Raw genomic sequence first — 24,609 nt, forward strand, 5'->3', positions numbered from 1 at the left:
GCACTGCGCCGGCAAAGGAGTGCGCCATGTCGCGAGGATCGCAAGGCAACGGCCCGGCCCGGCAACGCGGGGCGATCGGCTTGATGGCAGCCGCCACCCTGAGTCTGGCGCTGGTGATGATGTTGCTGGTGGTCGACAGCGGTCGCTTGTACATGGAACAGCGCAAATTGCAGCGGGTGGTCGATACCGCCGCCCTCGAAGCGGTCAGTCGCGGCGGCAATTGCCTGCCCGGGCTGACCGCCGCCAGTTATGCCGGGCAAAGTGCGCTGCGCAATGGTTACGTGGTCGATGCCGCCAATACGCTCGCGACCACCTGCGGCACGCTGGCCACCGCCGCCAGTGGTGTGCGCAGTTTCACCGTCGATGCCACGCAATCAAGCGCAGTCAAAGTCGCCGCCAGTCGTACGGTCACCAGCAGTTTTGCTGGCGGTGTGCAGGCGCTGTTCAGCGCCACGCCGGTCAGCCTCAATACCACGCTCAATGCTTCGGCAGTCGCGGCCAAACCGCAGCCGACCATCGCCCAACTGAATATCCGCAGCACCCTCGCCAGCATCGACACGGCGCAGTCGAACATCCTCAATCCGCTGTTTTCCGGGTTGCTCGGCGGCAACGTCAACCTCACGGCGTTGGGCTGGGACGGTTTGCTGCACACCGATATCAACCTGCTCAAATACCTCGATCAACTGGCCATCGACCTCAACGTCGGCGCCGGCAACTACTCGCAGTTGCTCAACACCCAAGCGACGGTGACGCAGTTGATTCAGGCCGCAGCGACGATGGTGCAACTCAACGGCGCAACCGCGCAAGTGGTCACCGCGCTGGGCCAGTTGCAGGTCGCCGCGATCAACGCGGCGCCGGTCAGACTCGGCGAGATCCTGCAACTGCAGACCGGCACTACGGCGGCGGGGCTGGATGCCAATCTGCAATTGCTGCAACTGGTGCAAGGCGTGGTGCAACTGGCCAACAGCAAGAGCGCGGTGGCGGCGACCTTGCCGGTCAACGTGCTGGGGCTGGCCGGTGTCACGGTGCGGGTCAAGGTGATCGAGCCGCCGCAGTTCTCGGCGATTGGCGACCCGGCGCGGGCCAAGGCCGATCCGTTGGGGCCGGACCGGATTTATGTGCGCACGGCGCAGGTTCGCACGCTGCTGTCGGTGAATCTGCCGGTGCTCTCGGGGGTGACGGGGCTGACCAATGCGGTGCTGGGCCTGGTCGGTACGCTGACGCCGACGCTCAATGCGCTGTTGAGCCTGAATCTGGTGGACACGCTCAATTCAGTGTTCTGCCTGTTGGGTGCCGGCTGCCAACAGCTCGATCCGAAGCTGCTGCCCTCACCGCAAATCGACATCGCGCTGGATGCCGGCGGGGCGAAAAGCTATGTCACCGATTACCGCTGCCCGACCGGCGATACCGACAGCAAAAGCCTGACTGCCGCCACCACGACTTCTCTGGCTGATCTCAAACTCGGCAAGATCGATCCCGTCGCCGCGTTCTCTTCAGTCGCCGAACCAACCGTGACGCCGTTGCCGCTGGTCGATCTCGGCATCATCACCTGCCACAAGATTCTCGGCATCGGCAGTTGCGATGCCGCCTCCCACGTGCAATACGGCGCGGGCGGCATCGCCCTCAAACTCGACACCAGCGTCGCGCAGACCACGCAGAATCTGCTGTTTTCCAGCACCACTCCCTTCGCCACCCCGGCCAATCTGAAACTGCCGCCGAGCCTGCTGCCGGCCGCGCCGACCAGCAACATCGTCGGCAGCCTGGCAAACACGCTGTCCGGCATCAACCTGATCGTCTACAAACCCGTGGGCAGCAATCCGCTGGGCGCCATCGTCACCGGTGTGGCTTCACTGATCAGCGATGTCAGCAACCGCTTGTTGCCGGTGGTCACCGGTTTGATCAGCCCATTGCTTGATCCGCTGTTGAACAATCTGCTCAAGGGTCTGGGCATCAATCTGATGAACACCGAGGTGGGCGCCAACATGACCTGCGGGCAGACCGGCAAGGCCTATCTGGTGATCTGATCGTCGCTGGCGATCGGCAATTCGATGCAGAACCGTGCGCCCTCCGTGGAGTTGCGCACGCTCAATTGCCCGCCCATGTTGGCGATGATGCCGTAGCTCACCGACAGGCCCAAGCCGGTGCCGACGCCGATCGGCTTGGTGGTGAAGAACGGCTCGAAGATCCGCTCCAGCAAACGCGGATCGATACCGCCGCCATTGTCCTCGACCCACAAGCGCACGCTTTCCTCGTCACGTTCGGCGTAGATTGAAATCCACGGTTTGAATGCCGGGTCGTGCTCGCGCTTGCCGAGCAGGGCGTCACGGGCGTTGACCATCAGGTTGATCAGCACCTGCTCCAGTTGATCGACGTAGCCGCGCACCTGCGCCTCGAAGCCGGTCTCGCTGATGCGCAGATCGACACCTTTGCCGCGCATGCCCTCGGCCAGCAGTGACAAGGTGCCTTCGATGGCTTGGGCCGGATTGAACAACTGTTGTTCGATTTCCGAGCGGCGACCGAACACACGCATGTGGTCGACCACCTTCGCTGCGCGTTGAACCTGAGCGTCGATACGGTTGAGTTTGTCGGTCAGGTAATCGACCTGTACATCACCGTTGCCGAGGCGTTTGAGCACGTTGACGATGGCCATGCGCATCACGTTCAGCGGCTGATTGATTTCGTGGGCGAGGCCGGTGGCCATTTCGCCGAGGGTGGCCATTTTCGCGCTTTGGGTGAGTTGCTGTTGCGAGCGGCGCACCTCGGTGTTGTCGCGGCCCACCGCTTGCACTTCGATCAACTGCCCATGCTCATCGAACACGCCGCGATCCGACCAGACCCACCAGGCGTGTTCGCGTCCGGGCAATTGCAGGCTGATTTCGGCGGTGCTCACTGGCTGTTCCGGGGTCAGTTGGCTCAGGCGCTGCACAAACGCGCCGCGCTGTTCTTCGGACATCCAGCCACCCAGATCAACGCCGGGCAGTTGTTCCGGGGTGCATTCCAGATAAGTCGCCAAGGGTCGGTTGCCGAAGATCAGCGTCAGGTCCGGGCGATAACGGCAGATCATCGCCGGCGAGTCCTCGACCAGAATCCGGTAGCGCTCTTCGCTTTGTCGCACCTGCTCGGCAGCAAGCGTTGCGTCGGTGACGTCCAGCCACAGGCCCACCGCCTCGACTGGCAGACCGAGATCGTTGCGCAGCAGTTTCGCTTCATCGAGCAGCCAGTGATACTCGCCACGGTTGTCGCGCAGGCGATAACGCGCACGCACCGAGCCTTCGCGCAGCAACTGGCGGTTGCGCTGGAAATACAGTTCGCGGTCGTCGGGATGCACGCGCTCGACCAGCGCTGTCGTGTCGCAATCTTCCAGCGTCCAGCCCAGCAAGGGTTGCAGGCTGGCGCTAAAAAAATCCGGAACCAGTGCGCCTTCTGCATAGCGCTGCACGTAGATCACCGCCGGTGAACTGGCAATCAGATTATCCAGCCGCGCATGGGCGGCAGCGGCGCGCTGTTGTTGATTCTGGATGTCGCTGATGTCGAGCATGAAGCCGACCAGACGCCGATGCTCACCGGTGCCGCTGACCTGGCCCTGAATCCGATACCACGTCGCCGCTGCGCCGACCTCCGCGCGGTGCAGACGCACGCTCAGGGTCAGCGCTTCTCCTTGCAGTTGCAGGGCGCGCAGGCGGCTGCGCAACTCGTCACGGTCGGCGGGATGAAACAGCGACAGCCAGTCTCCTACCGGCAGCAGGCGATCGCTGAGATTCAGTGCCGAGGCCAGCGTCGGCGCCAGCGCAATCTGCTCTTCGGCACTGATTTCCCACCAGCCGGTGCCGAGCAGGTTTTGCAGGGAATCAAGACGCTCCATCGATTGCACATGGCGCTGCTCGCGCAAGCGGCTGAGCAGCGGTCCGGCCAGCGCACCGGCCAAGGTCAGCCAGTCGCGATCGGTCAGCCATGGCGCCACGTTGTCGACCGTGTAAAACCCGCAAAGCAGCCATGCGACCACGCCTTGATCATTGCTGTAGGGCACAGCGAACCCGTTGGCGTTGCCGAACGTGGCCTGCAATCGCGAATGTTCATAGCGGCCCTGCGGGCCGGCGAGGCGTTGCGGTGCGCTGCCGTTGAGGCTGTCCAGCGGCGTGCTCAATGGCTGGCCGTCCTCCCACAGTTGCGGGGCGTCGTGGGCACGAAACTGTTGATGAATCTGCCAGCCCTGGGCCTGTTCATCGAGCAGCGCCACGGCGAGGCAGGGGATGTGCCAGCGCTGGGCGATGGCCTGCAATTGTTCGCCGAGCACCATCGGCAAACGCGTCAGGCTGCAGGTGCGCAGGCGATCGCTGACTTGCGCGGCGAGGGCCTGGCAGGCGTCGCGGTCGCGCGCTTGCTGACGTTCGAGCAACAGGTCGGCGATGTCGAGCAGCTGCAGTTGCCAGCCATCGTTTAGTGGCTGCACCCAGCCGCGAAGGTGCAGCGGCTGATCATTCAGGCCGGTGAAATCCAGATCGAGCAATTGCCCGTGCCAGTCCCGCGGCTGGCCTTCGACGCTCAGCAGGCTATGCGGCAGCAGATAGGCGCGAAGCGGCAGCGGCTGACCCTGAGGTTTGTGCTGGGCGAGCAAATGCCGCAGCGGGCCGGCGATCTGCAACACATCGCCGTTGCCATCCAGATAAAAATGCAGGCCGATCGGCGGCGCGCCGAGGTGGTCCGGCAATTCGTGGGCTGCGGCGGGGGCGCGCTTGAGCAAGCGCCCGAAAAGCTTATCGCCGGCGGTCAAAATTGCAGGCTCGAGCGGGCGGTGAGGTGCGTGGGCAGATTAGGCACCGTGCCGATCCCGGGCAGCACCAGAAACGGCATGATCTGATTGAGCTTGCTCACCGGGTAATTGACGCTGACGGTCAGGGTGCCAGTCCCCGCGTCGTAGGCCGCACTGGTGTCGGTGCCGACCACCAGATTCAAGGCCGAGGGCAGCCATTGCAGTTGCTGGGTCAGCGCGGCATTGGCGGTGTTGACCACCACCGTCGAATAGTTCGGCGTGGTCGGGTCCACCGCAACGCTGCGGCGCACCGCCTCAGCGGTGGCCTGGTTGAACGATTGCATCATCACGAAGGGCAGGCCGTAGCTGACCAGCCCGTAAAACACTGCGAAAAAGATGATGAACACCAAGGCGAATTCGATCGCCACCGCACCTTTTTGCGACCTGCGAAAGCCGTTTTTCATGCGTGCGTCTACCCTGACAGTCACTGCGTAGTATCAGCATAGAATCAATCAGGCAAAACGGACGGCTTTCAGCGGATGCAGATTTCCCTTGTTCTGATCTGGCTGGCGATCTGCGCCGCGCAAGATGCCCGGCAGCGGCGAATTTCCAACGCATTGACGTTAGGCGTGGGCGCGCTGGCGCTGGTCTGGTTGCTGGCGACCGGCAGCACCTGGCTGGGTGCCGACGCGGGGCAGGGCGGCTGGGCCTGCCTGATCGCTTTGCTGCTGACGCTGCCCGGTTATTTCATGGGCCGCATGGGCGCTGGTGATGTGAAATTAATGACAGCCCTGGGTCTTGCGACGAACGGCATATTCGTTCTTGGCGCGTTTATCGGCGCTGGCCTGGCCAGCGTGCTGTGGCTGCTGCTCGCGCCAAAAGTCTGGCCTCATATGGCTCAAGGAGTTAGAGAGCATGTGCGTCATCTGGCTCCGGACAAGTCAAAAAAGCTGCCATTTGCGCCGTTCGTGTTGGTAGGTGTAGTGCTTTCGCTGTACTGGATCACCTGATCGCGGGGTGCCACTAGTCCTATGTACATAGTCGGAAAGTGGGTCTACTTTCAATTCAGGCGAATACGCCACCAAAGTGCAGGAATCGTCAGCGTTGGCCGAGCAAATGGAGTGGTTCGTGAACAAGCCTAATTCGGTAAAAATCCTCGTGGTCGATGATCAGCCGCTGATCGTCGAAGAGCTCTGTGAGTTTCTCGAGAGCAGTGGCTACCGTTGCGTGCCGTGCGACTCGAGTCTTGAAGCCATCGAGCTGTTCAGGGCGGACCCGGACATCGGTCTGGTGCTGAGTGATTTGCACATGCCGGACATGGATGGCATCGAGTTGATCCAGGCGTTGCAGCGGCTGGCCGGCAAGCAGCGGGTGTTCGAGGCGATCATGCTCACCGGGCGCGCTGACAAGCAGGATGTGATCAAGGCATTGCGTGCGGGGATTGCCGATTACTATCAGAAGCCGATTGATCTGGCAGAGTTGCTCGAGGGTGTGCAGCGTCAGGAGCTGGCTTTGCAGGAGCGGCAGAAGAATCTGCATCTGGGGCATTTGAATCAGAAATTGCAGTTTTTGTCCGAGTCGATTGATGACCTTTATCAGGATCTGGACAAGGTGCGGCGCTCGCCCGTGCCGGTGGTGAGTGATGGTGAGCCTGAGTCCGTGGAGATGCCGGCGGTGTTCAGTCAGTTGTCGCCCCGGCAGTTGGATGTGGCGCGGCTGGTGGGCAAGGGGCAGACCAATTATCAGATTGCCTGTGAGTTGGGGATTACCGAGAACACGGTGAAGCTGTATGTGTCGCAGGTGTTGCGGTTGACGCATATGCATAATCGGACGCAGTTGGCTTTGGCCCTTTCGCCCGTTGGATCTGCTGGGCGGCAGCGGGTTACTGCGCATTGACTTGGCGGCCTTTGGGCCGACCATGCTTTGGGTGGTTGGGGTGAATATCCGTTTTTTTGGTGTCGCTGATTACGGTTCCGCCCTTACGGCGGGTCACTTTTGGCAAACGCCCCAAAAGTAACCAAAAGGTCTTCGCCCTGACGTTCGGCCCGCTCGCTGGGGCTCGGGGTTCCTTCGCTCCGGGATCGATCCTGGCGCAGCGGCTCCGGTTTGCTCCGCTGCACCTACACTCGCTGTGTACGACTGCGTCGTACGGTCGCTGCGCTCCCACGCCCGGATCAATCCCTCCATTCAGCCTGCCGACGGGCTCCCAGATCAAGATCAAAAGCTACTCGAGCTTGCGCTCATTGTTTTGAGTGGTGAAAAGCATGCGGTGTCTGGCTTTTGTTTTGCGCTGGATTCGCCCCTCACCCCAGCCCTCTCCCGAGGGAGAGGGAGCCGATTTGTGGGTTGTTCAAAATTTGTGTTCGACTCGGTTTTTCAGGTCGGTGTACTTCGCCCAAACAACTCGGTCTGTCACCTCTCCCTCTGGGAGAGGGCTAGGGTGAGGGTGCTTTTGATCTGCTTCAAAATCTGTGTTCGACTCGGTATTTCAGGTCGGTGTACTTCGCCCAAACAACTCGGTCGGTCCCCTCTCCCTCTGGGAGAGGGCTAGGGTGAGGGTGCTTTTGATCTGCTTCAAAATCTGTGTTCGACCCGGTATTTCAGGTCGGTGTACTTCGCCCAAACAACTCGGTCGGTCCCCTCTCCCTCTGGGAGAGGGCTAGGGTGAGGGTGCTTTTGATCTGCTTCAAAATCTGTGTTCGACTCGGTTTTTCAGGTCGGTGTACTTCGCCCAAACAACTCGGTCGGTCCCCTCTCCCCTCTGGGAGAGGGCTAGGGTGAGGGTGCTTTTGGTTTTGATTGTTTAAATCTGTGTGTGATTTGCCAGAACCTTCCCACAAGGTTTTCAGGTTGTCCGTCGGACGTCGGGTCACTAGTCTCTGGCTGTCGTCGAATCTTCGGCGATCGGGTGTGAGAACCCTGCTACTTATGGTCATCCAGTATCTGTGCACGCATAATCGCCGCCAGCTTGTCCGCTGTCTGCAATGTGTCATGGCGGCTGTGTGCGGGCAGACTTCGGTCTGGCCGGGTGTCCATAACCGGTATTCTCACCCCGCATACAGTTGCCACCTTTTGCCCCGTGAGAATGGCATTGGGTCGCACCGCAGATTTTGGAGAGCCGTTTTAATGGACAAACTGATCCCAGACCCACCCCCATCCCCCACCACCCCGCTCGAAGACGCCATGCGCGCCGACGATCTTGTGAAAAACCGCGAAGCGATAAAACGCGCGCTCGATTTCTATCTCTGCCCCGAACCCGCAAAACCGCACCCGCCCAGCGCGCTGTTCATGGTGGTGCCCAATGTCGATACCGAAAGCTTGTTGGCGCATGCCTGTGAGTCGCTGGCGTCAGCGAGTGCGATGGCGAGTAATTTCGCTGGCGAGTTGAGCGGGTTTCAGCGCAGCACGGCGTTGGCGATTCAGCAGATTGTCATGTTGGCCGAGCTAGCCGTGAATCGGGCGCTGGATCGGGTTGATCCGCAGCGTTGAAACCGCGTTATCGTTCTTCGCGAGCAGGCTCGCTCCCACCGAAAGCACGCGGTCGACTGTGGGAGCGAGCCTGCTCGCGAAGGGGCCTTCAAGGGCACCACCAAACTAATTCTTGCTCTCGATCTTCCCGCCCGCATCCGGATCATAAAAATCCGGGATCTCGTACTGGTATTTCTTCAGCCAGCGCCGCATCGCCAGTTCGCGTTCGGTGGCTGTTGCACTCTGAGGTTTGGGGGAGGCGGCTTTGTTGCGGCTTTGCAGAACCAGCCAGCCTTCGGTTTCCTGCTGCTGCGCAGAAGCAGGGCCGGCGTCGATGGCTTGGGCGCTGAGGGGCAGGGTGAGCAGGGTCAGGTAGCACAGGCCTTTGCGGATGGTCATGGCTGTCTCCTATTCGAGCGTCGGCGGTAGCGGGTCGATGAAGGCGGCGACGCGGTCGCCGGGTGTGGCTTTGGCGTTGGCCGGGGCTTTGAGTTTTTCTGCGCGTTGCTGCGCTTCGGTGAATTGTTCCGGGGTCAGTTTCGAGCGGCTGACGATTTCCGCGGCTTGCGGCCAGTCGTTCTGGTAGAGCAGCAGGGTGACCATGTTCAGCGTCGCCAGTTGATTGTTCTGGCTCAGTTCGATGGCGGTGAGGAATTCGAATTTCGCTTCGTTGAGGCGCAGTTGGTTGAGGTAGACCACGCCGAGATCATTGCGGATTTTTTCGTCGGTGGGCGCCAGGCGCGCGGCGCGTTGCAGGTGGGCCTGGGCCTGGCCGTTGTCGCCACGGGCGGCGTAGACCTGACCGAGGCCATGTTCGGCTTGGGCGGTGAGGCAGCCGCCGAGCAGGCTGCGGTAGAGCGGCTCGGCTTCGCTGCGGCCGAGCAGGCGATAAACCTTGGCTTTGCGCAGGCGCACTTCGCTGAGGTTGTCCGGCAGGCTTTGCAGGTTGGCGAGGCTGGCGTGGAGCTTGCCGTCGCTGGCCAGGTCATCGGCGAGGTTCAGCGACAGTTCCTGCTCCGAGGTCAGTTTGCTGCAGCTGGACGGCGACAGCAGCGAGGTCCACGGCGCCTGGCCGTCCGTGGCGCAGCCGCTGATCAGCAACAGACTTGTCATGACTATCAGTACTTTCATCAAACGCTCTCCATGAGCCAAGGTCAGTTTGCGAAGGCGCGGGCAATGGCGGTGAAGCCCGGGCCGGCCAGTACGATGAGCAGGGCCGGAAACAGAAACAGCATCATGACCACCGACATCTTCGCGGACATTTTCGAGATGTATTCCTGCAGCCGGGTCAGGCGTCGGTCATCGAGTAATTGCTTGAGCGCCAGCAGTGATTTCATCGCGCCGCCGCCCTGGTGGATCAGTTGCTGGAGGATCACGCAGGTGTCGGTGAATTCGTCCACCGCGAGCATCACCGCCGTCTTGTTCAGCTCCTGCCCCAGCTCCAGACCCGAGTCGACGCGGCTGAGGATCAGGCGCAGTTCGCTGGTCAGTTCCGGCAGCAGTTTCTGCGCTTCGACGCTGAGCACGCGCAACGCTTGTTCCACCGCCATGCCGGATTCGAAGAGGATGCGCAGCAGCGGTATGAACGTGGAAATTTCCACGGCGATGGTTTTCTGTCGGCGGGCGGCGGCGTAGGCGAGCAGGCGTTTGGGCAGTAGATAGCCGCCGCCCGCAGCGAACATCGGCGCCATCCAGCGGTGACTGGTCTGCGGGAAAAACACTTCCTGCAAAAAGATCGCCAGCCCCAGAGCGAGCAGCGGCGTGCCGATCTGGCAGGCGGCGAAGAGCGCGCGTTCGTTGGCGCGGCGCCAGCCGAGCCGGCAGAGCAGGGTCTGGGTTTCGCTGTCGATGCTCACCGAGCCCCGGCCGAAACGGCTGTTGCCCAGCGCGCGCAGCCAGTGGCCGAAACGGTTCTCCCGGACCAATTGACCGTGCAAGCGCTGATGCACCTGTCGCACGCGGCGGCGCTCGGTGAGCAGGTGATTGCCCACCAATAACAGCGAACCGAGGAGCAACAGCAACGCCGCGAGCCAGACCATCTCAAACGCTCCGCAACATGCGCCACAGCGCCAGACTGCCCAGCACCTGCAACACGGCGGCGCTGAGCAGCATGGTCTGGCCGCTTTCGTCGTGCCACATGCCGAGCATGTAGCCGGGGTTGGTCAGCATGAAATAGCTCACCAGAATCAGCGGCAGCAAACCCAAAACCCAAGCGGTCATGCGTGTTTCCCCGGTGAGGGCGCGCAACTGCCGCGCGCCCTGGTCGCGCTCGCGGATCAGTTTGATCAGGTTCTCCAGCAGCTCACTGGCGTTGCCGCCGTAGCGGTGGTTGACCTTCAGGCCGAGGGCGAACATGCGCAGTTCGTCCTGCTCGTAGAGTTCGGCAAAATCGCTGACGGCGTCAGGCAAGTTCACCCCCAGTTGCACGTTGCGCTGTACCCGGCCCATGGCCGCTTTCAAAGGGGCTTCACTGGCTTCGATGGCGCCCAGGACTGCATCGCTGAGGGTGCGCCCGGACTTGAGGCTGCGCACGGTGTGGTCGAGCAGTTGCGGCAGTTGTTCGATCATGCGACGGATCCGTTGTCGGTAGCGAATGGCGATGTACAACCGCAACGCCACGGGCGGGACGAGCAACATGATCAGCAGGCCGACCCAACTGGCGAGCAGAAATCCCAGGCCCATTGCCGCTGCCCACAGGCTCAGCCACAGACCGAAACGCTCGCTCGGCCGACCCAGTCCAGCACGTAAAAACATCCGTTCCAGTCCCACCCACCTGGCCTGCTCGACGGCCAGCTGCGGTTGTCCGGCGGCGAGTCGATTGAGGACTTTTTCCTTCGCGGTCTTGCGCAGCCCTTTCAGGAACAGATAGATCGACAGCCCCAGCAGCATCAGGCAAATGGCGATGAGAATGATCGGTCCCAGCATCTGCGTGCTCCTCGCCGTCAGCCCAGGTGAGCTTCGTGGCGCAGCTTGTCGCCGGCCGGGTTGACCGCTTCGCGCACAAAACCGAACCCCGTGCGGCGGTCGAGGCGGAACAGGGTGTTGGTGACGTAGACGTCCTCGCGAATGCCGACCACTTCCACCACTTCACTGACGCAGCGCCGGCCATCGGGCATGCGTGTCAGTTGAATGATCACGTCGAGGGCGGCGCAGATCATCTGACGCAGGGTGCGTTCGGCAATCGAGCGCCCGGTCAGGCCGACCAGTGTCTCCAGACGCAGCAGCGCGTCCTGGGCGTTGTTGGCGTGCACGGTGCTCATCGAACCGTCGTGGCCGGTGTTCATCGCGGTGAGCACGTCGACCACTTCGACGCCACGGATCTCGCCGAGAATGATCCGGTCAGGACGCATGCGCAGGGCGTTGCGAATCAGGTCGCTGGCCTTGACCTCGCCATGCCCCTCAGCGTTGGGCGGACGGGTTTCCAGACGCACTACATGCGGATGGCCGAGTTGCAGTTCGGCGACGTCTTCGATGGTCACCAGCCGTTCGTGCGGGTTGATCAACTGGCTGAGGATGTTCAGCAGCGTGGTCTTGCCGGTGCCGGTGCCGCCGCTGATCAGGATGTTGCAGCGCTTGCCCACGGCGTTCTGCAGGAATTCGAAAATCGCCAGATCAATGGTCTGCATCGCCATCAGGTCGGTGCTCTTGAGCATGTCCTTGCGGAACTTGCGGATCGACAGGCACGGGCCGTCGAGGGCAATCGGCGGGATGATCGCGTTGACCCGGCTGCCGTCCGGCAGGCGCGCATCGACCATCGGCGAGGACTCATCGAGGCGGCGCCCGAGCGGCGCAAGGATGCGTTGCATGACCCGCTCGACGTGATGCGCATCGATAAAACGCAGATCGCTTTGATGCAAAACGCCGTCGCGCTCGATGAACACCCGGTGCGGGCCGTTGACCAGAATCTCCGTCACCGACGGGTCGCGCAGCAGGACTTCCAGTGGGCCGAATCCGGTGAGTTCGTCGACGATTTCTTCGCCGAGGCGCTCCATTTCGTAGCGCGAGATCGCCAGGTGCAAACGCGCGATGTATTCGGCGACCTTGTCGGTGACGAACTGCGCCAGTTGCTGGCGCGAACCTTCCAGCAGGTTTTTCCCCGACTCCTCGATGGCGTCGATGATGTAGCGGTGCAGGACCAGTTTCAGGCCTTCGTGATCGCTGTTGCCGATCGCTCCGTGCGATGTTGCGCCAAAGAGTTTTTCTGCGCTCATGAGTGGCCTCGCAGACGGTCGAACCAGGTGACTTTCGGTTTGTTCAGGCCTTCGGAGCGTTTCGCCAAGCGCTCGCCGAGGGTGCGCAGGCTCTGGGTGAGTTTCTCCCGGGGCGCCAGTTCGAACAGGCTGACGCCCTGGTTTTTCGCGTTCAGGCGCACATCGGGACTAAAGGCCAGCACGGCGATGACTTCCAGATTGAAGGTCTTGCCCAGGGTCTCGGCATCCGGCGCGACGTTGCTCAGGTAGCGATCGATCAGCAAGCGCCCGTGCTCGAGTTTCATGCCTTTATCGCGCCACTGGTTAAGCACGGCGAGGTTGCGTCGGCAGTTGAGTACGTTCTGGTCGGTGTACCACAGCAGTTTGTCGCAATGGCTGACGAAGGTGCGCAACGCCTCACTGTCGGCCTGCCCGGCGAGGTTCACGACAATGTGCTGGAAGTGCTGGCGCAAGGCGCTGAGCAGCATGTACAGCTCGGCGGCGCTGGTGGTTTCCAGCGGCTCGTCAGTGATGGCGTAGGCAAGAATGCGCAGGCCGTGGTCGGCGCTGGTGAAAGCGCTGTCGATCAGCGTAGCGTCGAGCCGGCGCAGATGGCGCAGGGCGTCGCCGAAGTGAAACGAGCTCTCCAGCCCCAACAGCGCGAGGCTGTCGCCACGGGGCAGGCCAAGGTCGAGCAGCAAGGTTTGCTGGCCGCTCTTCTGCACCACCATGGCCATGTGATTGGCGAGCAAGGCACCGTCGGAACTGCTCTGCACGCCGTACATCACGGTAAGCCCGCCCAGCTGCGTGTTGGGAGTGACGGCGGGCAGGCGTTTGCCCAAGCGCCGCACCAGCCCGGCGACTTCGCTTGAACGTGAGCCATAGGCGACGAAATCCCGTGCACCGGCGCGCATCGCATTGAGTACGAGCTGATTGTCCATGCCGTCGCCGAGGGCGACGATTGCCAGCATCGGCTTGGCTTCCAGCGCACCTTCGATCAGCGCACTTTGCGCCACGACATGCTCGCGATCGAGACCGACGAAGACCAGATTGGCGAACGTCACATCGACCAGTGCGAGCAGTTCGTCGAGGCTGCCGGCACCGGCGCTGACCACCTGGCCCAGTGGCGCGAGTGCGCTTTGCAGCCATTCCAGATCGGTGCTGTTGCGGGTGATGGCGAGGAAGGTCTGACTGAGGTTCTGGCTCATTGCGACAACCCGCTGCGCTTGTCGAAGTTACCGTTCTCGAGGAAGAACATGCGATAGAAATTCGGGTCGTAATTGCGCAGTTTCTCCCCCGGCAACGACGGCAGTCGCGCGTCCGCCGCCAATGGCTGGACCAGGTGCGGGGTGACGATCATCAGCAGTTCGCGCTCTTCGCGTTTGATTTGCGAACCCTTGAAAAACGCCCCGAGGATGGGAATGTCGCCCAGGCCTGGAAACTTGTTCACTTGCGAGCTGTTGGTGGTGCTGATCAAACCGCTGATGACGAAACTTTCGCCATCACCCAGCGACACGCTGGTGTCGGTGCGGCGGATGGTCAGCGCCGGAACGGTGGTGCCGGCGATGTTCACCGCGTTGGCGAAATCCAGTTCGCTGACCTCCGGGGCGACTTTCAAGGCGATGCGGTCGCGGCCGATGATGGTTGGCGTCAGGGTCAGGCGGATGCCGAATTCCTTGTACTCGATCGACACGCTGTCGCTGCCGGAACTGGGCACCGGAATCGGGATTTCTCCGCCGGCCAGGAAGCTCGCACTCTGCCCGTTCAACGCCACCAGACTCGGCCGCGCCAGGGTGTAGGCGAAGCCGCTGGTTTCCAGGGCGTTGATGATCGCCATGGTCTTGCCGCCGACCCAGGAAAAATTGAACAGCGAGTTATCCACCGGCAGGCGCGGCTGCGGCACGCCGTCAATCGGCGGCAGTGTGCCAGGCGAGCCGAACAGGAAATTGCCGCGGGTGCCGATCAGCGAGGCCGTGGCTTCCTTGAGCTTGGTGCGGCTGACTTCGACGAAACGGATGTCGGTCTGCACTTGCGACGGCAGGGTCGGATCGTCCGACGGCACGCTGCTGGTCAGCGCCGTGGTCGCCGCGCCCTGGACGAAGACCATGGCTTGCTGCGGCTGCGCCGAGCAGGCCGTCCAGACCATCAGGCTGGTCGCGCCGGGGCCGACGCCCGTGAGCAAAAAGGACGAACCGCCATTGGCATGCACGTCGGCAATTTTCGGATCGCCCACTGCCAGCCGAGTGATTGCCACCGGTGACTGCATATCCTGCTGGAAGCCTTCACCGATCTCGATCACCGAGGGCAGGCGCGGCAGTGCCGAGCAGTTGCCGACCGCCGCGACGGCGCTGTCCATCGTCAATCCCAACAACAGCAAGGCCCGGAGCGCCGGTTTCAATGTCGGTCTGAGTCGACTCTGCATGCACGTGAATCCTTGCGCAGTCATGGGGTTTGTTGGCTGATCTGGTTGCCGCGAATGATTTCCACCGCAGGCCTGGGCGCCGCGTCGGCACTGGCGGTGGCAGGTGCTTTTTGCGCGCTGCCCAGGGCGAGTTGAGTGAACTGGAAGAGCTGGCTGTTGGCGCGATCCAGATGCGCGGGCGATTGCGCTTCGCCGGCCCAATATTTGGCCAGCCGCTGTTCTTCGCTGCTGCGCACCGCGAGACGCAACGTGCCGACTTGAGTGGCGAGCATCAGGCGGCTGAGCAGTTGTTCCGGCACCGCCAGCACCGCAGTCCGCGCGGCGATGCGGCGTTGGTCCTGTTTGAGTTTTTCTTCGGCGCTGAGGCTGGGCGTCGCCGGTTGGCCGTCGTTGGTCAGGCCGTACTGATCGCCGACCCCGAGCACGCGCAAGGCCGGAACGGCGATCTGCGCCGACTGCTGCAGATTGCTCGCGTCCTCGCGCAGATACAGCAGCACATCGACGTAATCGCCTGGCAGCAACTGTCCGGCGCCACCGATCACTTCATCGACGGCCACGGTGAGCGCGCGCTCGTCGCGGCGAATCATCCGCGCCAGCGCGCCGCCGGCCTGGAAGCTTTCGTCATTGAGCCAGGTGCCAGCGCTGAGGTGGCGCCAAGGCGTGCGGCCGACTGCTTGTTCGATGCTGGTCAGGCTGCCCGCCGGTGCGCTGCGCAGTTTTTCCACGGTTACATCGGCGGCGGTCAACGGCGTGAACGGCGGCACATCGTGGAGCAGCACCACCACCGGTTGGCGGGTCTGGTCTTCGGCAATCGCGACAGTCTGTTCAATGCTGACCGCTGGGGCGACGGGCGCCTCGGCGACCGGGGCCGGCTGACGACTGAGCACCAGCCCCCAGTAACCGACAACAACCGCGCCGAGCAACAGCAACGCGGCTAGGCCCATGGTGACGCGACTGTTCATGACGGCTCTCCCTTTCCTGCTGCACAACCGACTGCATTTGCTTGCGAAAGGCGGACTGAATCGGCAGCTATGAACATGCAACTATTTCGCTATTTCCAAGCTAGCTGATCCAAGCAAAAGCGCCATTAGTGACAGGCAAAATAACCGTACCAAAGTGTGAGTCTGGCCGGTTAACAGCGGGAAATGGCCGAGACACGTTGGGATTAATGCTTTGTGATTAATGCGTTCTTACAGTTGTTGGGCGGGGGTTTGTTGACAATGCTCAGGTGGCACGGTGGAACCTTGCCGCGGTGGTGATGTCGGCGCCAGAGGCGCGAAGGAGTGGACCTATGTTTCGTATGACTTTTGATTATGTGATCGCCAAGGCTCGCGCGTTTGCCCGCAGTGAAGAGGGTGCTTCGGCGATCGAGTATGCGATTGTGGTGGCGATGGTGGCTGTGGTGGTTGTGGCGTTCGTCACTCCGCTTGGAGACAGGGTATTGGCGATCTTCAACAATATTCTGACCTCGCTCGATGGTACGGCTGTGACTCGGCCAACGCCCTGATCTTGTGAACACTGCACCTGGCTGATATCGCACTACACTGGATTTACCTTTCAGTATTCAGGTATTGCCTATGAACGCGTCTTCGTCGCCCCGCCAACAACTGCTTCTGGTTGATGATGAAGAAGACGCGTTGCTGGAGTTGGCGGAGTTGCTGGAGGGGGAGGGGTTTGTCTGTCATACCGCGACGTCGGTGAAGCTCGCGCTGCATCATCTGACCCGGCATCCGGATATTGCTTTGGTGATTACTGATCTGCGTATGCCGGAGGAGTCGGGCATGTCGCTGATCAGGCGGTTGCGTGAGCATACGTCGCGGGCGCATTTGCCGGTGATTGTGATGTCGGGGCATGCGGATATGGAGGATGTCAGCGATATGTTGCGGTTACAGGTGCTGGATCTGTTTCGCAAGCCGATTTATCACGTGAGGTTGTTGGAGACTCTCGATAATCTTTTTCCCAAGCCTAAGGTTCAGGGTGGGTGAACTCGGCGGCCTTTGGGCCGACCGTGTTGGTGGGGTTTTGGGTGAATATCCGTTGCTTCGGGTGCTGCGGCTGGCGGTTTCGCCTGACGGCGACTTACTTTTTTACAAGCGCCTAAAAAAGTAAGCAAAAAACGCTAGCTCCTGCGTTCGGCCCTCGCAGGCTCGGGTTCCTTCGCTCCGGGACTGATCCGGGCGCAGCGGCTCCGGTTTGCTTCGCTGCACCTCCTTCCGCTGTGTCTGGCTGCGCCAGACGGTCGCTACGCTCCCACGCCCGGATCAATCCCTCCACTCAGCCTTCCGACGTCGCCGGTGGATCAAGATCAAGAGCACTCGAGCTTGCGCTCATTGTTGAGTGGGGCGGCTTCGCCGCGGGCAGCTGCGCTGCTTTGCTTTTGCTTTTGCTTTTGTGGGAGCGAGCCTGCTCGCGAAGGCGGCCTGCCAGCCGACCAATTTCTTCCTGATGTACATCAATCCTGTGGGAGCGAGCCTGCTCGCGAAAGCGCCCTGCCAGCCGACCTGTTTCTCACTGAACACCCACGATCAAAACTGTAGGAGTGAGCCTGCTCGCGATTGCGCCCTGCTAGCCGACCATTTTCTTCCTGATGTACATCAATCCTGTGGGAGCTGGCTTGCCAGCGAAGGCGGTCTGCCTGCCGACCTGTTTCTCGCTGATGTACTCGATTCAAACTGTAGGAGCGAGCCTGCTCGCGAAGGCGCCCTGCCAGCCGACCTGTTTCTCACTGAACACCCGCGATCAAAACTGTAGGAGTGAGCCTGCTCGCGATAGCGCCCTGGCAGCCAACCCATTCCTGCCTGATGTACATGAATCCTGTGGGAGCTGGCTTGCCAGCGATGGCGGCCAGTCAGCCAACAACGCTCTGCCTGACTCACCACCTGCGCAATCAACCTCTAGCTCTTGTCACTCCGGCACAAGCCTGTCCAGTACGCGGTTGACCGCCAGTTCGCCCAGCATGATCACCTGTTGTATCCCCAACAGGGAGCTGCGTTGCGGTCCATCGATAAATCCGGCGAGGTCGCTGGCCATGATGCTCGCCGAGGCCAGTGATTCGCAGGCATGCACCAGCAGGGTTTCGTTGTCCGCAGCCGGGTCGACGATGAACAGGGTGCTGGGTTTGCGCGGTGCAGCGGGGTCTTTGATGAGGCGGGGGTTGAGGTAGTAATCGATGGCGCGGTCGGCGGCTTCCTTGAGTTTTTGCGCTTCGACGAGCGGGTCGGCGAAAGTCGGATCGGCAAGGGGTGGATCGGGCGTTATCTTTTTCACGGGCTCAGTCTCCTTGTGGAGTAGGGCCGCAACCGGTTCGCGACTAAACGAAAGGGAGGCAGCTGCACGCAGGTTAGTCGACCGATGAGCCACGAAATCGGCGCGCCCGAAGGCGCCCTGCGCACAGCCACCATCAAGTGCAGGTATGCAATACCTGGCTGACAGGAACCTGTGCGTCGTGGACAAGCGGGCGACTAAACCCGACCACTGATGAGCAGTGGCAGGCAAACGATAGAACCCGCGCCCCAGGCGCACAAGCCGGCGGATTCTGGCGTAGCCGTAGGCAACGGCGCAAGGATTTGTGGGCTGTTGCGAGGTAACGGGGCGTGTGTTTAAACGGCTGGTTTAAGCGCTGCGATAAATCGGTTGAATAGCCGAACCCTTTCGCGAGCAGGCTCGTTCACACAGGGACGGCGGTTGTACTCAGCAACCATGAACACCGCCGAATCTGTGGGAGCGAGCCTGCTCGCGAAGGCGGTGCGTCAGTCAAAAAAATCCTGACTGACACATCGCTCGACCATCACAACTGATAACTGAAACTGATGCTGTACCGAGGCTTGCGATTGAACGTATCCAGTGCTTCATCCGACATCGCCTTCGCCACTTCCAGCGCCACGTTGTAATACTTGGCATCACCAAAGCGCAGCCCGACGGCGGTCGATGACAGGTTGTTGGCCTGCACCGGCAGTTGGTTGAACCAGCTGCGCGAGCGGTCGACAACGACGTAGGGTTGCAGGATGCGCACCCAGTTGCCGTCGCGGTTGAAGCTGTAGTTGACCTCGTAAGCCACGCCCCAACCCTTGTCGCCCGAGGCCTGGTCGTCGGGGTAGCCACGGCCGAAGTTCTGCCCGCCGAACACGGCGCGTTCGCTGTCGGGCAAGGTGTCGTCGCTCCAGTACAGCGCCGCCGAGAGCACGCCTTGCCAGTTGTCGAGGAACTTGTCGCTCTGCACGCCGGACAAGCGCACGCGGAAAAAATCCAGGTCGATGTCGTCGTAGTTGGTGTGTGCGCCGAGGCTGTCGAAGCCTTGGTAGACGCCGGCACTGAGGATGCGCAGTTGGCGGGCGTCGGCCTTGCGCCAGTCGCCTTCGAAAGCCAGGGCGCGGACGTCGGTGCGCAGTTCGGTGCTGAAGGGAAAGTTGATGCCGTCGTAGCGCGTCTTGTCGTCGACCGCATACAGGCGTGAGCCGGCGGTCAGCAGTTCGTTGGCGGAGGCGATCAAGGGCGTGCTGAAGCCGATCGAGTAGCGATCGTTCTCGCGGTGGGTACTCAGGCGTCCGCCACCGCCGACCAGCACTTCGGTGTCCGGGTCGGCGCGGTAACGCGAGGCCGAGACGTTGAGTTGCGTGCCCTCGGTATCGAGGAACTGGCTGTAGTCGAGACGGTAGTAATGCTCTTTGTCGTCACCCGGCGGGAACAGGCCGCTGAGGCTCAACTGTTCGCCCATCGAAGTCTGCGAATTGCTGCTGACACCGAGCAACGCCTGCGGGCCGTTACGGTTGTCTTCTGTGGTGCTCAGGGTGCTGGTGAACGGTTTGCGACTGGCCTGGGCAACCAGGGTGGTCGCGCCATCGGTGGTGCCCGGTGGCGGCACTTGCGCTTGGATGGTCACGCCAGGAATACGGCTCATCAGCGTGGTGTAGCGCTCGAAGGTCTTGCGCGTCAGCGGGCGTTCGGCCTGGATTTTCGCGGCGAGTTTATCGAGCAGGCCTTTGACCCGACCGATGTCGCCCTGCATCTGGATATCGCGCACATAGCCCTCGACCAGCACCACGCGGGCCACGCCGTCATCGAAGTTCTGTTGCGGCAGGAACGCGTAGGACAACAGATAGCCGTCCTGCTGATAGCGACGGGTGATGTTGCGCGTGGCTTCGATCAGTTCGGCAAGGCTGGCCTGACGGCCGATCAGGGGCTTGTAGATTTCCGCGAGTTCGTTGAGCGGGTAGATCGTGCCGCCTTCGATCTGCACGGTCTTCAGGTTGACCTTGGTTTCCATCAGCAGTGGCTGCGCGGCGGTCGCACCCGGGTCCGGCACTTGCAGCGGCGCCGCGCTCGGGCGATAGGCGTCGGCGGGCAGGTTGGGAACGGGCAGGTTGCGGATGGTTTCGTTGCTGTTGAGAAAGCTGGGCAAGGTGTCGGCGAGGGCAGCGGAACTGAGGCTCAGGCACAGCAGGGATGCCAGTACGCGCATAGGACACTCCATGGTCAGAACACAGCACAGGGCAGATTTTTCCGTAGAAAAAAGGCGGAAGACTCGTGGGAATCTTCCGCCCTCAACCAAGCGTAGGCGCTGTAGGTAAGGCCGTCGAATCGGCCAGGTGCAATTTAGCGTTTGTTGCCGCTCAACGCGCCGGTCAGGCCACCGAGTACCCCGCCCAGACCACCGGTTGCCGTGCCGCCACCAGTGGCAGTGCCGCTGTTGACCAGACCACCGACCGCTGCCACGGTGCCGCCGACGTTGGTAACCAGACCGCCGACAGCAGTGGTGACCGGGTTGTTGGTGGCGGCAATCGCTCCGCCGAGATTGCCGACTGCGGCGCCCACCTGATTTGTAAGACCAGCGACCGGAGTGCCGAGACCGGTAGCGGCGCCGACCTGTTGAGTGACAGTGGTGACCGCGCTGGTGACCGGATTGAGTCCCGCACCGACAGCGGCGCCGACGCTGGCCAGCGGCGAGGTGGATGCAGTAATCGGTGTGCCCGAACCACCGAGTACGGTGTTGATCGAAGCAATCGTGTTGCCCAGCCCGCCAGCGCTGACGCCGCCGGCACTGACCACGCCGCTGGTGCTGCCGGCATTCAGACCGCTGCCGACGTTGACCACCGCACCACCGACAGTTTGCAGCAGACCGGTGCCGCCCAGCCCGCCACCGATGCCACCGATGCCGCCAGTACCCGAGCCAGTGCCATTGGACACCAGACCACCCGCTTTGCCGACCGCCGTGCCGGTGTTGCTCAGGGCGCCGCCGAGGGTGTTGGTCAGGGCATTGCCACTGCCTGCGTCGGTAACTTTGCCGCCAAGACTGTTCACCGTGCCGCCCACTTTCGAGATCACCCCTTTGAGCGGATCACCCAGACCGGTGGCATCGCCGAGTTTGTCGGTGGTGCTTTCGACCATGGCGATCACCGGCACCAGGCCGCTGCCGACCTTGTCGGTCAACTGGCTGGTCGGGCCGCTTGTCAGTGAGGTGTTGAGGGTGTCGCCAAGCATGGTGACTTTTTCGCCGATGCCATCGACCAGCGGCGCCACGCGGGTGACTACACCGCCAACGACAGGAACGCTGCGGGTCGCGGTGTTGAGTTTGACGCTGAGGTCCGACACGCCGTCGCCAACATCGGAAACCACGCCGCCAACCGAGGCCACGGTGGTGGTCAGGCCATTGGGGGCAGTGGCCAGTTTGCCGATGCCATCAGTGACGCCATCGCCCAAGGTGCTGACCACGTTGCCAGTGGTGTTGGCCACGCTTTGCACGATGCCGCCAGCGACCGGAACAGTGCTCAGCGAATCGCCGATCTGGCCGACGCCATCGCCGACACCGCTGACGGTTTTGCCGACATCCTGAACAAGTGTTGTGGTCACCAGCGAAGGTGCAGCGGGATTGGTCGGGTTGGTGGGATCGGTCGGGTCTGTCGGATTGGTTGGATTGGTCGGATCGGTGCCGCCGCCGGTTCCGCCAGTACCGCCAGTGCTACCGGTTCCACCAGTGCCTGCGGTATCGCCGCCGGTGCCACCTGTGCCACCAGTGCCGGCAGTATCGCCGCCGGTTCCGCCGCCCGCGCCACCGCTGCCATCGGTACCCGCCGTGCCGTCCGCCGTCGAGCTGCCCGAACTGCTGCGATGACCGCCACCGCCGCTGCTGCAGCCGACGAGGCCGACCGAAAGAATCAGTGCCAGCGCGATTGCCGATTTGGACCACATCACTTGAGTTTTCATGATTGAGATTCCTGCACCTGTCACAACGTTACGTTGCCTTCGATGGCTCGCCGATCTGTCGTCGGCGATGCCTCGTCCGTGGCTGTAATCTCAGTCGACGGCAGGTTTTTCACCATTCTCAAGTTGGTATTAACCCCTTTATATAAAGGGTCCGGCGCTATGCCGAAGGACTAATACCCCGGTAATAAACGGGCAAAAAAAGCCTTGAAATTCAAGGCTCGGTTTTTTGCAAAGCGGCGGGTAGGGCGCGGAAAAACTTAAGTGATATATACACAATTAACGGGTTTTTCCGCCCCGCCAGATCAGGCGATCGGTTGCCACTGACCGACCATATGTTCCAGGTCGCCGGCGCCGATCAGACGCAACTCACCGCTGGAGCCAGCGGCACTGGCCAGCAATGTCACTTCACTGGGCAGGCGCACCGGTTTGCGAAAGTGCACGGCGATTTCCAGGTTGGCTTTGGGCAGGTGATCGGAGAGTGCCGCCAGTGTCCGCGCCTTGTTCCACAGTCCGTGGGCGATCGCGGTGGGAAAACCGAACAGCTTGGCGCTCGCCGCACTCAGGTGAATCGGGTTGTAGTCGCCGGAGACTTTCGCATACTGGCGACCGATATCGGCCGGCGCAGTCCAACGCGTCACCTCAAGCAAATCCTGCGACGGCTGCCAGTCCTGTGCCAGCGCCTCGCCCTCGAGTTTCACCCCGCGACAGAGCATGCGGCTTTCGGCTTCCCACAGCGGCCCGAGCTGATCGTCGAGGGTGGTCAACAGATCGAACGTCGCGCCCTTGGCATGTGGTTGCAGGTTGTGCACGCGCACGCTGACTTGCGCGCGACTGATCGCGCCCATTGGTCGCAACACGCGGATGCGGTTGCTCAGGTGAATCAGCCCCAGCAGCGGGAAGGGAAAATCCCTGGCCGTGAGCAATTGCATCTGCAAGGCAAAGGCGAGGATGTGTGGATAGGTCGGCGGCAGCAGGCCGTCATCGACGAAACCGCAGACCTTGCGATAAGCCGCCAGCCGCTTGCCGTCGATATCAACCCAGCAACGCAGGCCGCTGTCGGGCAGTTGCGTACCGGTGATTTTGCGTCGCGTCGCCGCCCGCGAGTACAGCGCGGGCAGACTCGGTTCGCGATCCAGCGTGTGCCATTCGATGCTCATCTTTATGCCCCCAGAACACTTTGCCCACAGACCCGCAGCGCCTGCCCGGTGAACGCGCCCGTGCCCGGTTGCGCCAGCCACGCCACGGCTTCGGCGACGTCCTGCGGCAAGCCGCCCTGGCCCAGCGAACTCATGCGCCGCCCGGCCTCGCGCAGGCCGAACGGGATGTGCGCGGTCATCTGGGTTTCGATAAAACCGGGGGCGACGGCGTTGATGCTGATGCCGCGTTCCAGCAGCGTTGGCGCCCAGGCCTGGGCCAGACCGATCAGGCCAGCCTTGCTCGCTGCGTAGTTGGTCTGCCCGCGATTGCCGGCGATGCCGCTGATCGAGGCGAGCAGGACCACCCGTGCGTTGTCGCGCAGGGTGCCGCTGTCGAGCAGCGCCTTGGTCAGCACTTGCGGCGCGTTGAGATTGACGGCCAGCACCGCGTCCCAGAATTCCGGGGTCATGTTGGCCAAGGTTTTGTCGCGGGTGATGCCGGCGTTGTGCACGAGGATGTCGAGCCCGTCGGGCAGTTGTTCGATCAAGTGCGCGGCGGCGTCATCGGCGCAGATATCGAGGGTAATCGCACGGCCGCCGAGGCGCGCGGCGAGGGCCTCGAGGTCGGTCTTGGCCGGCGGTACGTCGAGGAGGATCACCTCAGCGCCATCACGGGCCAGGGTTTCGGCAATCGACGCGCCGATGCCGCGCGCGGCACCGGTGACCAGCGCCTTGCGCCCGGCCAGCGGGCGGGTCCAGTCAGTGACTGGCGTAGCGCACGCGGTCAGGCGAATCACTTGGCCGGAAACGAATGCACTTTTCGGCGAGAGGAAGAATCGCAGCGGGCCTTCCAGTTGATCTTCGGTACCTTCGCCGACGTAGATCAGCTGCAAGGTGCCACCGCCGCGCAGTTCCTTGGCCAGTGAGCGCGAGAAGCCTTCAAGTGCTCGTTGTGCGCTGGAGGCGAACGGATCACGCAGGTTTTCCGGCGCGCGGCCGAGGATCACCAGATGCGCGCTATGGTCGAGGTTCTTCATCAATGGCTGGAAGAACTCGCGCAACTGCTTGAGCTGGTCGGTGTGTTGCAGACCGCTGGCGTCGAACACCACCGCTTTGAGTTTCGGCCCGTGGCCGGGGATCCATGCAGTGGCCAGCGAGGGCTCGGTGCCGTAGCTGTAGATCGCGTCGGTCAAGCGATTGGCAAACACGCTGATCCGTTCGGCCAGCGGCCCGCCACCGATCAACAGGGCGCCCTCGATCGGCCGCAGACGCCCCGCCTGCCAGCGTTCCAGCCGCACCGGCGACGGCAGGCCCAAGGCCCCGACCAGACGATGGCCGAAGGATGAGTTGGCGAAGTCGATATAGCGGTCAGACATGGAACGCTCTCCAGAAGTTGGGGTTCAAAGTGTGGACTGTCTACGGCAATCAATCGTTCGATCGGCG

General features: G+C 62.1%; 21 protein-coding genes. 6 read left to right on the forward strand and 15 right to left on the reverse strand.

Features of this window, described 5'->3' with window-relative positions; translation table 11 throughout:
• Positions 1-26 precede the first annotated feature (26 nt).
• Complete coding sequence (locus AB4N41_RS12030; RefSeq protein ID WP_252877371.1) at positions 27-2,024, forward strand: pilus assembly protein TadG-related protein; 1,998 nt, start codon at positions 27-29, stop codon at positions 2,022-2,024.
• Here AB4N41_RS12030 and AB4N41_RS12035 read toward each other — a convergent pair.
• On the reverse strand, positions 2,009-4,771 hold the full coding sequence (locus AB4N41_RS12035) for a PAS domain-containing sensor histidine kinase (RefSeq protein ID WP_460138395.1): 2,763 nt from the start codon (positions 4,769-4,771) through the stop codon (positions 2,009-2,011). The two genes, AB4N41_RS12030 and AB4N41_RS12035, sit on opposite strands and share 16 nt — an antisense overlap.
• Entirely contained in the window at positions 4,768-5,214 is a 447-nt protein-coding gene (locus AB4N41_RS12040; RefSeq protein WP_024011435.1) for a TadE/TadG family type IV pilus assembly protein, read from the reverse strand. Before AB4N41_RS12040 ends, AB4N41_RS12035 begins: the two co-directional genes overlap by 4 nt.
• 75 nt (positions 5,215-5,289) lie before the next feature.
• On the opposite strand from AB4N41_RS12040, the gene AB4N41_RS12045 reads away from it, so the two are divergent.
• The 3 genes from AB4N41_RS12045 (at position 5,290) to AB4N41_RS12055 (ending at position 8,239) form a co-directional block, all read left to right on the forward strand.
• Entirely contained in the window at positions 5,290-5,760 is a 471-nt protein-coding gene (locus AB4N41_RS12045) for an A24 family peptidase (RefSeq protein WP_252877373.1), read from the forward strand.
• A gap of 106 nt (positions 5,761-5,866) precedes the next feature.
• Entirely contained in the window at positions 5,867-6,646 is a 780-nt protein-coding gene (locus AB4N41_RS12050; RefSeq protein WP_370695132.1) for a response regulator, read from the forward strand.
• A 1,230-nt stretch (positions 6,647-7,876) separates the two neighbouring features.
• Entirely contained in the window at positions 7,877-8,239 is a 363-nt protein-coding gene (locus tag AB4N41_RS12055) for a DUF6124 family protein (RefSeq protein WP_150741615.1), read from the forward strand.
• A gap of 105 nt (positions 8,240-8,344) precedes the next feature.
• Here the strand turns inward: AB4N41_RS12055 and AB4N41_RS12060 are convergent, their stop codons facing one another.
• The 8 genes from AB4N41_RS12060 to cpaB are packed head-to-tail and all read right to left on the reverse strand — an operon-like array spanning position 8,345 to position 15,792.
• A complete protein-coding gene (locus AB4N41_RS12060; protein WP_252877374.1) occupies positions 8,345-8,617 on the reverse strand; it encodes a DUF3613 domain-containing protein in 273 nt (90 codons plus the stop codon).
• Between the two features lie 9 nt (positions 8,618-8,626).
• Positions 8,627-9,349 (reverse strand): tetratricopeptide repeat protein, encoded by a 723-nt coding sequence (locus tag AB4N41_RS12065; protein WP_252877375.1) that lies wholly within the window; start codon positions 9,347-9,349, stop codon positions 8,627-8,629.
• Positions 9,350-9,372: 23 nt separating this feature from the next.
• Positions 9,373-10,257: a type II secretion system F family protein gene (locus AB4N41_RS12070; protein ID WP_252877376.1), complete on the reverse strand. Its 885-nt coding sequence runs from the start codon at positions 10,255-10,257 to the stop codon at positions 9,373-9,375.
• A gap of 1 nt (position 10,258) precedes the next feature.
• Positions 10,259-11,143: a type II secretion system F family protein gene (locus AB4N41_RS12075; RefSeq protein ID WP_095180898.1), complete on the reverse strand. Its 885-nt coding sequence runs from the start codon at positions 11,141-11,143 to the stop codon at positions 10,259-10,261.
• 17 nt (positions 11,144-11,160) lie between these two features.
• Positions 11,161-12,429 (reverse strand): CpaF family protein, encoded by a 1,269-nt coding sequence (locus AB4N41_RS12080; RefSeq protein ID WP_252877377.1) that lies wholly within the window; start codon positions 12,427-12,429, stop codon positions 11,161-11,163.
• Complete coding sequence (locus AB4N41_RS12085) at positions 12,426-13,616, reverse strand: pilus assembly protein (protein ID WP_252877378.1); 1,191 nt, start codon at positions 13,614-13,616, stop codon at positions 12,426-12,428. The genes AB4N41_RS12080 and AB4N41_RS12085 overlap by 4 nt, the downstream gene beginning before the upstream one ends.
• On the reverse strand, positions 13,613-14,830 hold the full coding sequence (locus AB4N41_RS12090) for a type II and III secretion system protein family protein (protein ID WP_252877379.1): 1,218 nt from the start codon (positions 14,828-14,830) through the stop codon (positions 13,613-13,615). The genes AB4N41_RS12085 and AB4N41_RS12090 overlap by 4 nt, the downstream gene beginning before the upstream one ends.
• Positions 14,831-14,850: 20 nt before the next feature.
• Positions 14,851-15,792 carry a Flp pilus assembly protein CpaB gene (gene cpaB / locus AB4N41_RS12095; protein WP_252877380.1) on the reverse strand — a complete coding sequence of 314 codons (942 nt, stop codon included), beginning with the start codon at positions 15,790-15,792 and terminating at the stop codon, positions 14,851-14,853.
• 329 nt (positions 15,793-16,121) lie between these two features.
• On the opposite strand from cpaB, the gene AB4N41_RS12100 reads away from it, so the two are divergent.
• Together AB4N41_RS12100 and AB4N41_RS12105 are read left to right on the forward strand one after the other, a co-directional pair.
• The gene (locus AB4N41_RS12100) at positions 16,122-16,337 is read left to right on the forward strand and encodes a Flp family type IVb pilin (protein WP_370593582.1); all 216 of its coding nucleotides are present in this window, start codon (positions 16,122-16,124) and stop codon (positions 16,335-16,337) included.
• Between the two features lie 70 nt (positions 16,338-16,407).
• Positions 16,408-16,815 carry a response regulator gene (locus AB4N41_RS12105; RefSeq protein WP_041480644.1) on the forward strand — a complete coding sequence of 136 codons (408 nt, stop codon included), beginning with the start codon at positions 16,408-16,410 and terminating at the stop codon, positions 16,813-16,815.
• Between the two features lie 919 nt (positions 16,816-17,734).
• On the opposite strand, the gene AB4N41_RS12110 is transcribed toward AB4N41_RS12105, so the two are convergent.
• The 5 genes from AB4N41_RS12110 to AB4N41_RS12130 all read right to left on the reverse strand — a co-directional run bounded on the left by AB4N41_RS12110 (position 17,735) and on the right by AB4N41_RS12130 (position 24,542).
• Positions 17,735-18,097, reverse strand: a complete 363-nt coding sequence (locus AB4N41_RS12110; protein WP_041479635.1) for a DUF6124 family protein — start codon at positions 18,095-18,097, stop codon at positions 17,735-17,737.
• 520 nt (positions 18,098-18,617) lie between these two features.
• A complete protein-coding gene (locus AB4N41_RS12115) occupies positions 18,618-20,288 on the reverse strand; it encodes a ShlB/FhaC/HecB family hemolysin secretion/activation protein (protein ID WP_056787743.1) in 1,671 nt (556 codons plus the stop codon).
• Positions 20,289-20,422: 134 nt separating this feature from the next.
• On the reverse strand, positions 20,423-22,030 hold the full coding sequence (locus tag AB4N41_RS12120; RefSeq protein WP_252877382.1) for a collagen-like triple helix repeat-containing protein: 1,608 nt from the start codon (positions 22,028-22,030) through the stop codon (positions 20,423-20,425).
• 302 nt (positions 22,031-22,332) lie between these two features.
• Positions 22,333-23,187 carry a MaoC family dehydratase gene (locus AB4N41_RS12125; protein ID WP_252877383.1) on the reverse strand — a complete coding sequence of 285 codons (855 nt, stop codon included), beginning with the start codon at positions 23,185-23,187 and terminating at the stop codon, positions 22,333-22,335.
• Between the two features lie 2 nt (positions 23,188-23,189).
• The gene (locus AB4N41_RS12130; protein WP_252877384.1) at positions 23,190-24,542 is read right to left on the reverse strand and encodes a 3-oxoacyl-ACP reductase; all 1,353 of its coding nucleotides are present in this window, start codon (positions 24,540-24,542) and stop codon (positions 23,190-23,192) included.
• Positions 24,543-24,609 lie beyond the last annotated feature (67 nt).

Source organism: Pseudomonas sp. S2_A10 (assembly GCF_054668465.1).